We start from the raw sequence: 13,348 nt of genomic DNA on the forward strand, positions 1-13,348 counted from the left end.
ATAAAATATTGAAAAACTGATTAAAGAGGCTCTTTAATCATAAAATATGATTAAAGCAGTCTAATATTAATAACCTACCAATTGTAGGTACTGATTTTATGATATACCGAAGGTACTGCCAAGATATATGTTGTTGTCTAATTACATAGCCAAGTTCAACGTTTTCAAGCTGATTGTTGACTTTGTTAATCCAGAAAACAGTATAAGCAGGTTGCTGTATGATAAACAAACTAAAAAACTGCTTTTATTGTTATTTTGGAAACATACAGTTTTTACAAAATTCAGTACATATAACGACTGCTAAATAGGCTCAGCTATTTAATGATTACAGAATAAAAGCGAGAAAGGTAGGGCTTATTGCTTAGTATTTAGAAATGAAAGTGGCTCAGTTCTCAATGAGTACTTGCTATCACCACTCAAGTGGTAGAATTTTCGTTTAAATACGTCTAAGCCTATAATATAAGGTCACTAATAAATTAGATAAAAAATAGATTTATAATAGTCAAATACTGTAAGTAGGTTATCCAGCAATAAGGCCAGCTTACTATGTTAAATAAAAAAACAATATGAAAATGGAGTTAATTCTAAAATAATGCGTACTTTATTTGTTAAATTTTTAATCTTAATAATTTTGCCAATAGCGTTTGTTGTTGGCTATATATTTTTTACATCAGATTTTGGATTACCCCAAGTTCAGGGGGTGATTAATGTCAAAGGTAATTCTGGTGATATCAGCATAAGTCGTGATGAACATGGTACCGTTTATATCAAAGCAGATAATGACAATGATGTTTTTTTCGGTATGGGGATGGCTCATGGGCAAGATAGATTATGGCAACTTGAACTTCAACGTAGACTCTCTCAAGGTAGATTAAGTGAAATTTTTGGCAAAAACTTTATAAAGGTAGATGCTCAAATGCGTACGTTAGGACTTTATGAATCTGTACAATCGGCATGGGATGGACTGTCACCTGAAGCAAAATCATCACTTACTGCTTATAGTGCGGGTATAAATGCCAGATTAAATAACTCAAATGCTTTACCGCTAGAATTTAATCTTTTTGATATACAGCCAGAACCATGGACTGAGTACGATTCTTTGGCTTGGAGTAAAGTTTTTGCATTAAACTTATCAAATAGTATGTGGAAAGAAATCACCCGTTTTATTGCCAAATCACATTTGAGTGGTTCTCAAGATGAAGAGTTGTTTGGTGAGGATCCTAATAATGATCCTATAAAGACTACTTATACTGACAGTAAAGTATTTGAAGCCTTAACAGCAATGACCCAGTTGCAAGATGAGTTTCAACAAAAGTTGAATATAGGTGGTGAGTTTGTTGGTAGCAATGCCTGGGCAATTTCAGGAAAATTAACCAATAGTGGGAATTCTATTTTGGCCAACGATCCACATCTTGGTATTCAAATGCCATCTATTTGGTATATGGCAAATTTATCTGGTGAACACCTTAATGCTTCAGGTATGAGTATAGTCGGCCTACCTTTAATTATCTTTGGGCGTAATGATAAAATATCTTGGGGCGGAACCAATATGATGACTGACGTTCAAGACCTCTATTTTGAGCAAGTTAATGGAAGTAACCCTAAGCAGTATTTAGACAAAGGACAGTGGCGTGATTTTGAAATAAAGAAACATTATATTAAAGTACGACCTGAATTTCCCGAGATACTAAGAGAGTCGATCAAGCCAGTAGAAGTTATAGTAAGAAATACGGTCAGAGGGCCAATCCTTAGCGATATTTTTGGGTTTACAGGACAACCAGTATCGTTGCGCTGGACTGGGCTTGATGAAAGTGATACTACTTATGAATCATTTTACCGACTTAATTATGCTAATGACTGGAGTTCATTTAAATCAGCGTTAAGTTATCATGTTGCACCCACATTAAATATTTTATACACTGATCAGCTGGGTAATATTGGTTACATGGGCGCAGGTCTAATTCCTATTCGTAGCAAAGGGAAAGGGCAGACCCCTGTTCCTGGAGGAACAAGTGATTATCAATGGACGGGCTATATTCCATTTGAAGATTGGCCACAAAGCTATAATCCTGAAAAGGGATATATTGTATCAGCCAATAATAAAATGGTAGATGATGATTATCCTTATTTTATTTCTTCTGATTGGGCACCTGATGCCAGAGCAAAGCGGATTGAACAATTAATCCAAGAAGGTCTCAAGACCACAGGTACTTTGTCTTTGGACTATATGAAGAAAATTCAGGGAGATACTTTAAGTTATGGTGCTACAGGTTTAATTACATTATTAAAATCAGCGCCTATGGAAACAAAAAAACAAAGGTTAGCGCAAAACTATCTCAGTAAATGGGATGGAGATATGGCTGCGGATAGTCCGAGTGCAACTATCTTCTATAGTTGGGCTAGACATTTGCGGGTTATGTTGTTTAGAGACAATCTGAGTACATCCTTAGGCAATCATCATCAATCAAGATTAATCAATCAACTTTATATGTCTACAACTTATGATCAAATTGAAGCCGCGTTAACTCCTGGTGGAGCGCTGTGGTGTGATGATATAAACACTAGTACCGTAGAGAATTGTGAGTGGGTTATACAGCAATCATTGGATCTAGCGATCAAAGAGTTATATAAAGTTGCGGGCTCTGATATGGATGATTGGACTTGGGGTGATGTACACAAAGCTGTCTACTCTCATAATCCGTTTAGTGAGGTTAATTTACTTAAGCCATTATTTGAAAGTCGTATTTCCAATGGTGGTGGACCCAATACTATAAATGTTGCCAGTGCGACTTTTGCCGAATCAGAAGGTTATGAACAACACTTTGGTGCTGGTTTTAGACAGATAATTGAACTTGGGAATGACAGTGTGAACCACGTCTATATGAATTCTACGGGTCAATCCGATAATGTGCTTAGCAAACACTATGACGATATGGTTGAACCCTTTAGAGATGTACTTTATATAGATCTTAACAAAAGTAAGATAGAGACTGTATTGGTATTAAAAAAAACTAATACAATAGACAATAAGAAACAATAGGAAATATAAAATGACTCTTTTTGATGCTTTTGCCAAACAGGCTCCCAATAAAGTATTTTTTTCAATTTGTTTGGGTGCTCTCTCAGGTGTAAGTTATGCCTTTTTAATCCCCATTGTACTTAGCAGTATTAATAACGATCCAAATGACATTACTCAATCGGTAGAGAGTGTTAGAACGTTTCTCTCATTTGAAGTGAGTAATTATGCTATGGCGGCACTTTTTCTTTTTGTGTGTGTATTTATAGTGTTCAGCAGAACAATCTCACAAGTGATGCTAACCAGAGTTGCAGCTGATATGACTTCTGTACTTCGCGTGAAATTATATAAACGTATTCTCGCCGCTCCCATCGATGCACTCGATAAAATGGGTCATTCAAAATTGATTAATATCATAACGATGGATGTTGGCAGAATAGTGGGTGGGGCGAGAGTTTTTCCTGACCTATTGATGAACATTGTAACGATAGTTGGATTATTAAGTTTTCTAATGTACCTTAATATTGATGTGTTTTGGTTTGTACTAGGAGCTATAACCTTTGGCATAATTACCTATCAAGTACCTATTCTATTCAGTAACCGCTATTTTGCACACGCAAGGCAAAAGAACGATCATCTTATGGAATCGATTCGTGGTCTTATTTTTGGTATCAAGGAACTAAAATTAAATGACACTAAAAGTAAAGCTTACTTTAAAGATGTATTGTTGTATAACGAACATGAAGCAGTAAAAGCTGACAAAACGGGACAAACCATTGTGCGTGCTTCTGTTAATTATGGCGACATGATAAGTTTCTTTGTTATAGGTATTGTCTGTTTTATTTTTATTAATTATGAGGCAATGAGCAATGATGAACTTGTAGGTGTCGTTATGGCTCTACTTTACATTACAGGCCCTATCGCTCTTGTAATAGGTGCTATTCCCAGCTTTTTATATGCTAAGATATCATTAAATAAAGTTAATCAAATTTTGGCAGAAATGCCAGATGAGGACATTAATGAGACTGTTGAGGTATTAGAGCCTTGGAATACAATTCATTTTTCAGATATTTGTTATCAATATAAAGGTGAGGACTCTGCAGAAGGTTTTAAAATTGGCCCGTTTAGTTTTACAATTGATAAATCTACTATTACCTTTATAGTCGGTGGCAATGGTTCTGGTAAGTCAACTTTAAGTAAACTACTTACTTTACATCATATGCCATCAACTGGTTCGATTAGTTTTGGTAACACATTGGTTGATAAGTCTACACTTAAAAGTTGTCGTCAAACAATTACCTCTATTTATTCTGATTATTATCTTTTTGACCGTCTACTCGATGGTAATGGTGCAGAAAATATGGATAAAATTCAATCTTACCTTAAAGAACTTGCGCTGGACACTAAGGTGACTATTGATGATGGAAAGTTCTCAACTATAGACTTATCAGACGGTCAAAAAAGACGCTTAGCTTTATTGGTGGCTTTTCTAGAAGATAAAGAATTTTATGTTTTCGATGAATGGGCTGCAGATCAAGACCCAATGTTTAAAGAGTTCTTTTATTACAATTTATTACCCCAGCTTAAAATGAAAGGGAAAGCCGTAGTCATTATTAGTCACGACGATCGTTATTTTGATATTGCGGATAAAATTCTCGTTTTAGATAGTGGTGAATTAATCGATTGTATTACTGATAAAAAAGTAATTAAACAAAGAACGTTACACCGCACTATTATCAGTGATAATAATGCGCTTAAAGCTAGTTAAAGAGTGAAGTCCAAATGATTGATAGTAAAAAAAAAGCTTTGCTTTAACCTTAACTCAAAAAGATATTTATTTTGATCAACTGCATCACAGTGGTAGCCCGTTATATAATATTGGTGGGTATATACGTTGTGGTGCACTAGATATCCAGAGAGTACGTCATGCTCATCAGAAAGTGGTAATTAATCATGATGCTTTTGGTATCAGAATTTTACAAGAAAATGATGATGTTCAACAATACATAAGTAATCATCGTACGGTTGAATTACCTCTACTTGATTTTAGTCAGGGGGCAAATCCAGAACAAGCTGCTAAAGACTGGATGGATGAATTATTTCAAACTCCTATCAACTATCATGATAGCGAATTATGCCAGGCTCATTTAGTCAAAATAGGTTCAGAAGCTTATTGGTACGTTGCTTTAAGCCATCACCTAGCTATGGATGGTTTGGGTTTCTCTAACTGGGCTTATAAACTGGCCGATTATTATAACCAGACTGATGACGAATTTTCAGTGACTGACAGTTGGCAAGATATCTCCATCAAGGATCAACATTATGTTGAATCAAATCGCTATCAAAGAGCCAATAAATTCTGGCTTGAGCATTGTGACTCGGTACCAGAAAAATTACTGACACCTTACAATTTATCTGATTTTGATGATGCAGATCACATCCCCAGCTCACGTCACAGGGTTAACCTACCCCGGAGTGTTTTTGATGAGTATATCCAATTTGCCACGTCTGTAGGCGTGGGGGTACCACAACTGATTCTTGGAATGTTGGCAACTTATTTTGCGCTGGAGGATGATCGTGACAGTATAGCGTTTGGTATCCCTGCCCATAACCGTAAAAATTCCATCGAAAAAAAAATGGTTTGTGTCTTTTCTGGTGTTAGTCCGTTGATTGTCAAGGTGGATAAATCTAAATGCTTCACCTCTTTGGTTCAACAAATTGCAACATTGCAAAAAGCTAGCTTTCGTCACCAGCGCTTTCCTATCGGGCATATGATGCAGGCTCTGGGAATAACGGGTGACTCTTCAACATTTTATGATATTAGTTTTAACTATTTAAAGCTTGATTATACTGAACTGGTTTTTGATGGTATTGATGCTGATGTGGTTTACCACAGTCACAACCGAGAAAAACTGCCTCTAACGGTTACTATATGGGATGGTGACGGTGAAAACATTGAACTGCAACTTGATCACAATCAAGCATATTTTTGTACTGACGAGATCCAATTGCTGGCCGAACGATTTGTGCATCTGCTTAACTTGTTAACATCGGCAACTAATAAAGAAAAACCCTTGGCTGAGCTGTCGATTTTGCCAGCGCAAGAAATTCAGTTACTGTGTAATGAGCTTAATGATAATAAGGTAGACTATCCTACAGGTATACTCATTCATGAGTTGTTTGAAGAACAAGTTAAAAAGACACCAGATAATATTGCGCTGGTGTTTGACGATCAGCAGCTTACCTATGAACAATTGAATCATCGCGCTAACCAATTGGCCCATTACCTGCTAAGCCTAGGCGTTAAAGTCGAAACCTTAGTAGGAATTTGCTTAGATCGATCCTTCGATATAGTGGTAAGTGTACTGGCAATACTTAAGGCTGGAGGAGCTTATGTGCCATTAGACCCAAGTTATCCTCATGAACGCTTAGCTTATATGTACGATGATGCCAACTTAACCGTGGTGTTGACACAATCGCATTTGGCAAAGGTATTGTCTGAATTTACCGGGAAAGCTATTTATTTAGATAAGTTAAATGATGCTGAGTACGCAGATAATACGGATAGTACAGATGCAGATAATACGGATAGTACAGATGCAGATAGAGATATCAGTAAAGTATTTAGTCAATACTCTATAGAGAACTTAAGCGCACTTACACTAGGGGTTACTTCAAGCCATTTGGGCTATGTGATTTATACCTCTGGCTCAACTGGGCGACCTAAAGGGGTAATGGTTGAGCATCGCAACGTTGTAAGTTTCATTCATTGGGTGCTAGATTATTATGATCCAGATGAATTGGCCTGTGTATTGGCTAGTACATCACTGAACTTCGACTTATCAGTGTTCGAGTTAATAGCGCCGTTGGCTGTTGGTGGCCGTTGTTTGATTGTTGAAAATATTATGTCTTTGGTCGAACACTCCTATCAAGGTATTACCTTGATCAATACTGTTCCTTCAGGAATTCAAGCGATACTCAATAGTAAAAGTTTACTTACATCGGTTAGAACTTTTAATTTTTGTGGCGAACCATTAAAAAAAAATGTGGTAGATAGTTTACAGGCTATCAGCAAGTTTAGCCGAATAATTAATTTATACGGCCCTTCAGAAGATACAACCTATTCGACGGTATTGTCAATTACACAACCGCTTAATAAAGATCCAAGCATAGGTTTACCGATCAACAATACTCAAGCATATATTTTAGACCATACGGGTAGATTAGCGCCAACAGGTACTGTGGGCGAGTTGCATCTAGGCGGCACCAGTTTATCACGAGGATATTTGGACCGCCCTGAATTAACAGCAGAGAAATTCATTAAAAGCCCTTTCAACAGTCAAAACAGATTATACAAAACCGGTGATTTAGTCCGTTATCAGGCCGATGGCAATATAGCTTTTATAGGGCGCATTGATGACCAGGTAAAAATAAGTGGCTATAGAATAGAGTTAGGTGATATAGAAAGTCAGTTATCACAATGTGAAAGTGTACTTTCTTGTTTGGTTTTGGCTAGAGAAGATGAACTAGGTCAAAAATTCTTAGTAGTTTATGTTGTAAGGGAAATAGACGAAGCTATAGATGAAACAACTTTTGTCACTGGGCTTCGTGAGAGTCTGAAGAAAAAGTTACCAAATTATATGGTGCCAAATGCTTTTGTAATGATTGACGAATGGCCATTGACGCCCAATGGGAAGACTGATAAAAAAGCTTTACCAGAACCAAACCCTACTTCACTGCAGGGGGCATATGTAAGCCCTGAAACAAATACAGAAATAGTATTAGTAAACATATGGGCTACGCTATTAAAGCTTGATGCAGATAAGATTAGTACGATTGCAGACTTTTTTGAATTAGGTGGTAATTCACTTCTATCAATTAGATTAGTTTCAAAAATACGAAAAGAGTTACATACAGAGCTATCTATCAGCGATATTTTTGTATTCACAACGATTAAAACACTATCTCTTTGTATTGATAATACACCTGAAGTTGAATTAAGAGAATCAGTTAAACCTGTGGTTCGTGACAGTAATGAGATGAGCTTATCTTATCCTCAACAGCGGCTGTGGTTTATTGACCAATTGCAAGGAGGAAGTTCAGAATATAATATGGCAGCTGCATTTAATATCACCGGTAATTTTAATGTTGAAGCGGCAAATCAAGCACTGAAAACTGTTATATTACGTCATGAAGTGTTACGTACAATTTATGTGGAACATGATGAACGTGGCGCATTACAATGTATTCAAAGTGAGTTTAACTTTAAAATTCATCAGTATGATTTAAGTGTGTTAACTCATAATGATAGACAAAAGCAGTTACAAACACTCATTGATCTGGATGCTCAAACGCCCTTTAATTTAAGTGAAGACTTAATGCTCCGAGCAAGTTTTGTTTTACTTGTTAATGCTAAAAACAAGCGCTCACAAGAAGGAGTTTTGTTATTCAATATGCACCATATTGCCTCAGATGGTTGGTCTGTGGAAATATTGGTACACGAGTTTAATACGCTATATCAGGCAATAATTGATGGGACACCGAACCCGCTTTCTCCTCTTGAAATTCAATACGCTGATTATGCGCATTGGCAACGACAATGGCTACAAGGAGAGGGTCAAGATAACCAATTAATGTATTGGGATAAACAGCTAACACAAATACCACCAGTGCATAGTTTACTATTAGATAATCCCAGACCACATATAAAACAGCATGTTGGTGCGCGTGTCTCTGGGCAGTTATCGTCAGGTATTGCACAGTCATTACAGGAGGTTGCTAAGTGTTATCAGTTGACACCATTTATGTTACTGCACGCTGCTCTCGCCTTGGTTATCTCTCGACATAGTAATAGTGATGATATTGTTATAGGCACACCAGTTGCCAATAGGTTGCAGGCTGAGCTTGAACCATTAATTGGATTTTTTGTTAATAGCTTAGTATTGAGAATAGATACTAGTTACTTACAATTAAATGACTATTTAGCTCATGTGCGCCAGGTGCACCTGGATGCTCAAACGAATCAGGATGTGCCGTTTGAACAACTAGTGGAACGATTAAAGATCCCACGTAATGCAGCACATACACCATTATTCCAAATAATGCTCACATCAAACAGGGTTAATGAGCTGGATGATAAAGAGTTAAATTTATCTGGTATAACATTGACACCTTTATTGTCAGAGGTAATAACAGCCAAGTTTGATTTAGACCTTGATATTAGTATCAATGAGGAAGGTGCTTATCTAAATTGGGTCTATGATAAGAGTATTTTTAACGAAGAGCACATTCAACAATTTAATAACCACCTATGTCGTGTATTGACAGGCTTGGCAGAACTTAATGAAAAAAGTATAGCCGAAGAGCCTGCTGTTAAAGGCTTGCCCATGTTGTCAGTGCCGGAAATTGAATATTTAATTACCACGCTCAATGATACACAAGCGGATTACCCGAAGGATATATGTCTTCATGAATTGTTCGAGGGGCAAGTTAAAGCTAATCCAGATAATACGGCTTTAGAGTTTGAAGGCCAGCAGCTGACATATCAAGAGTTAAATACTAAGGCAAACCAGGTCGCACATTATTTGGTCGAGCAGCATGGTATTACACCGGATACCTTGGTGGGAATATGTGTAGAGCGCTCACTAGATATGGTAGTCGGAATTTTGGGAATATTGAAAGCCGGGGGCGCTTATGTGCCTCTTGATCCAAGTAATCCTGAGGCGCGCCTTAATTATATACTCAGTGATGCAAATTTATCTGTGGTGCTGACGCAGAAAAGCTTGTTAGCAAAAGTAGGGTTAGGAGAGCGACAAGCCGTATGTTTGGACGGTGAGCTTCTTGATCATGATCCCTCTGCGACAGATCAGACAGATAATTTAAAGAAAGAAGCTTTAGGGCTGAACTCATCACATTTAGCCTATGTGATCTATACGTCAGGTTCAACCGGACAGCCTAAAGGGGTAATGATAGAGCATAGCGCGTTAAGTAACTTGGCCACGAGCCTTGAAACGCTGGCTCTTGGTAAGGATAAAGCCTGGGGTTGGCTAGCTTCTTTTGCCTTTGACGCATCAGCTCAGGGTTTAACTCAGTTGTGCCTTGGTCAGACGTTAGTGATACTGACAGAAAATGAAAAGAGTGATATCCAACGACTTCAAAAAAGAATAACGCAAAGTAATATTGGGGTATTGGACTGTTCACCAGCATTGTTAGAACTTTGGATATCACAATCAGTGCTGAGCACAAATATTGACATGATTGTTGGTGGAGAAGCTATCAGTGATAAGTTATGGCGTTCATTGATAGCATATCAACAAGAAATGGGGCAACGGGTCTACAATGTATACGGACCTACAGAATGTACGGTCGATAGCTGTTGGGTTAAGGTCGAAAATGATCACCCAACAATAGGCTCAATAATGCCTAACCTTCAAGGTTATGTATGTAACAGCCAGCTGCAACCTGTACCATTAGGGAGTATTGGTGAATTATGTCTCAGTGGTGTGGGTCTCGCCCGTGGTTATTTACGCCGACCAGAGTTAACTTTAGAGTGTTTTGTTGCCAATCCGTTTTACGGTGGCTTAGATAAACTCGGTAGTGATCGTTTATACAAAACCGGTGATTTAGTGCGCCATTTGCCGAATGGCAATATCGAGTATATTGGACGTATAGATGATCAAGTTAAAATACGGGGTTTCAGAATTGAATTATCGGAGATTGAGTATCATATCAATCAATGCCTGGGGGTTGATTCTGCCCTTGTATTAGTAAAAGAAGACGGTAATGCTGATAAGCAATTAGTGAGTTATATAAAATTCAGCCTTGCGGCAGAAGAAGATAATGAACTTTCAAAGTCAGCGTTTATATCGAATCTCATAGCAGATGTAAAAGGAACACTTAAGCAAGTGTTACCAAGTTATATGATGCCTGGCGCTTTTGTAACGGTAGATGAATGGCCATTGACATTAAACGGAAAAATCGATAAGAAAGCCTTACCTGAGCCTGATGGCAGTTACTTACTTGGTGAGTATGTTGCAGCCGAAACAGCAACAGAAAAGTCATTGGTAGCTATCTGGTCATCATTATTAAAACTTGATGAGGATAAAATCAGTATAACGGCTAACTTTTTTGATTTAGGCGGGCACTCTTTATTGGTGATGCGTCTGGTTTCAGAAATTCGTAAACAACTGCAATGTGAGTTATCAGTTAAAACTGCGTTTGAATCACCCTGCATTCAGGCATTATCTGTGTGTGTGAACAATGCAGCAGATACGGCGTTAAGACCAACAATAATAGCAGGAAGGCAAGATAATAAAGCGTTATTTTTATCCTTTGCCCAAGAACGTTTGTGGTTTATCGACAAATTTAATCATGGGAGTGCTGAATATAATATGCCAGCGGCGTTTGATGTGGTTGGTGACTTTGATGTGAAAGCTGCTGAGCAGGCTATCACACGGATAATTGCCCGTCATGCAGTATTGCGTACGGTATATATTGAAGATGAACAAGAGACATTACAGCATATTCAAGATAGCTTTGACTTTACTGTACAACAACATGATTTGACTTTCCTTTGTGATACTGAAAAACAAGCAAGATTATCGGCTTTGATTGAGGTTGATGTAAAAATGCCCTTTAATTTAGGTCAGGACTTGATGGTAAGAGTCAGTTTTATTTTACGTGAAAAGGGACAAAACAAAGACGGTAGCGAGCAGCAAGGCACTTTATTATTTAACATGCATCATATTGCCTCTGATGGTTGGTCAATGGATGTATTGATAAGAGAATTTGTCACTTTGTATGAGAGCATCATTGCTGAGCAGCCAGATCCATTACTTCCGCTTGAGATCCAATATGCCGATTATGCAAATTGGCAGAGAGAGTACTTACAAGGGGATATGCTTGCCAGTCAGTTAAGTTATTGGGACAAGCAATTAGCCGACTTGCCATCGATACACTCTCTGATCTTAGATGAACCAAGACCAGAAGAAAAGCAATATGCAGGGGCACGAGTCTCGGGACAATTGTCAGGAGATATTGCGTGTTCATTGCAGCACATTGCAAAAGCGCATCAGCTAACGCCATTTATGTTATTACATGCTGCTTTAGCGCTGGTTTTAGCTCGCCACAGCAATAGCCATGATATTGTTATCGGCACACCTGTTGCCAACAGATTACAGGCAGAGCTTGAGCCGCTAATAGGATTTTTTGTCAATACTTTAGTCCTCAGGCTTGATACCAATCATCAAGACTTAAGCGATTATTTGGCCCATGTACGTGAGGTACATTTAGATGCACAATCGAATCAGGATGTGCCATTTGAACGTTTGGTTGAAAAATTAAATATTTCGCGCAGCAGTGCTTATACTCCCGTATTTCAAATTATGCTGACGACAGACACGGATTATGGGTTAGGGGAAAATAAAGAAAGGCAGCAGCTGACTTTACCGGGAGTAACCTTATCCCCGTTGCCAGCAGAGCACATTACTGCCAAATTTGATTTGGATATTCGTATCAGTCTCAATGAAAATGGTGTAAATCTTGAGTGGGTTTTTGATAAAGCCATCTTTAATGAAGCTCATATAATTCAATTCAATGATCATCTATCTCGTTTACTAACGGGATTAGCTACATTGAATGAAAAAGAACTTTCCGGACCGCTGCAAATAAGAAATTTGCCTGTTTTGTCAGTACAAGAAACAAACTATCTCATTCGTGAAATAAATGATACTGAGCAGTATTTTCCAGAAGATAAATGTATTCATGAGTTGTTTGAAGCACAGGCTTTAGTGACCCCGAATAACATTGCTTTAGTTTTTGAAGGTGAACAACTCACCTATCAGGCGCTCAACCAGAAGGCGAACCGAGTAGCGAATTATTTGGTAGAGCAGCATCATATTATACCAGATACCCTAGTGGGAATATGCGTAGAACGCTCACTAGATATGGTCGTCGGCATACTAGGAATATTGAAATCTGGGGGCGCTTATGTGCCTCTTGATCCAAGTTATCCTGAGGCGCGCCTTAATTATATACTCAGCGATGCTGATGTTTCTTTGGTGTTGACGCAGGAAAGCTTGTTAGCAAAAGTAGGGTTAGGAGAGCGACAAGCCGTGTGTTTGGACGGTGAGCTTCTTGAGCATGATCCCTCTGCGACAGATCAGACAGATAATGTAAAGAAAGAAGCTTTAGGGCTGAACTCATCACATTTAGCTTATGTGATCTATACGTCAGGCTCAACCGGGCAGCCTAAAGGGGTAGCGATCAGACATAGCAATACTAACGCTATGCTGCATTGGGCTAATTCAACCTTTGCCCCTGATGAACTTTCAA

3 protein-coding genes are annotated in these 13,348 nt (G+C 38.1%); all 3 read left to right on the forward strand.

All coding sequences use genetic code 11. The annotated features are described in order from the left end of the window. Nucleotides 1-592 precede the first annotated feature (592 nt). Nucleotides 593-3,040 (forward strand): penicillin acylase family protein, encoded by a 2,448-nt coding sequence (locus GAB14E_RS02915; RefSeq protein ID WP_033084126.1) that lies wholly within the window; start codon nt 593-595, stop codon nt 3,038-3,040. A 10-nt stretch (nt 3,041-3,050) separates the two neighbouring features. Further along, nucleotides 3,051-4,784: a cyclic peptide export ABC transporter gene (locus GAB14E_RS02910; protein WP_033084127.1), complete on the forward strand. Its 1,734-nt coding sequence runs from the start codon at nt 3,051-3,053 to the stop codon at nt 4,782-4,784. Between the two features lie 79 nt (nt 4,785-4,863). Further along, a partial coding sequence (locus GAB14E_RS02905; RefSeq protein ID WP_231562110.1) for a non-ribosomal peptide synthetase occupies nt 4,864-13,348 on the forward strand: 8,485 nt, incomplete at its 3' end.

Source organism: Colwellia psychrerythraea, assembly GCF_000764185.1.
Classification (GTDB): Bacteria; Pseudomonadota; Gammaproteobacteria; order Enterobacterales; family Alteromonadaceae; genus Colwellia; species Colwellia psychrerythraea_B.

What these genes read in the sequence shown, in the direction of transcription:
- GAB14E_RS02910 (WP_033084127.1), top strand. Translation starts at nt 3,051, where the DNA reads ATGACTCTTTTTGATGCTTTTGCCAAACAGGCTCCCAATAAAGTATTT.
- GAB14E_RS02915 (WP_033084126.1), top strand. Translation starts at nt 593, where the DNA reads ATGCGTACTTTATTTGTTAAATTTTTAATCTTAATAATTTTGCCAATA.